Origin of the sequence: Streptomyces sp. P17 (assembly GCF_032436805.1) — a bacterium.
Lineage (GTDB): Bacteria > Actinomycetota > Actinomycetes > Streptomycetales > Streptomycetaceae > Streptomyces.
The window spans coordinates 1-240 of record NZ_JAVRBF010001419.1 but is presented as its reverse complement, the minus strand read 5'-3'; the positions used below and the strand labels follow the sequence as shown (position 1 = coordinate 240).

1 protein-coding gene is annotated in these 240 nt (G+C 59.6%); it reads right to left on the bottom strand.

All coding sequences use genetic code 11. The annotated features are described in order from the left end of the window. Positions 1 to 53 precede the first annotated feature (53 nt). Positions 54 to 240 (bottom strand): hypothetical protein (locus RMT89_RS45200; RefSeq protein WP_315889560.1); only part of this gene is annotated, 187 nt, incomplete at its 5' end.

Genomic DNA, 240 nt, shown 5'->3' with positions numbered 1-240 from the left:
CGCCCCTTTTGCGGGCCGGGGTGGATGCGGTTTAGCCGAAATCCACACTTCGGTCAAACCGAATATTTACTGCCCGGCGTCTTGACCCGCATATCGCGTGTTTTGCCGATCCGCAGATACGAGACGTAGTGGTCTGCGATGCCCTCCTCACAATCGCTCCGGCCGCACGCGACCGATTGCCGCTGCCGGCACAGCGACTGAAGGACTTCGTGATCAGAACCCTGAGCCAGATCTTCTTCC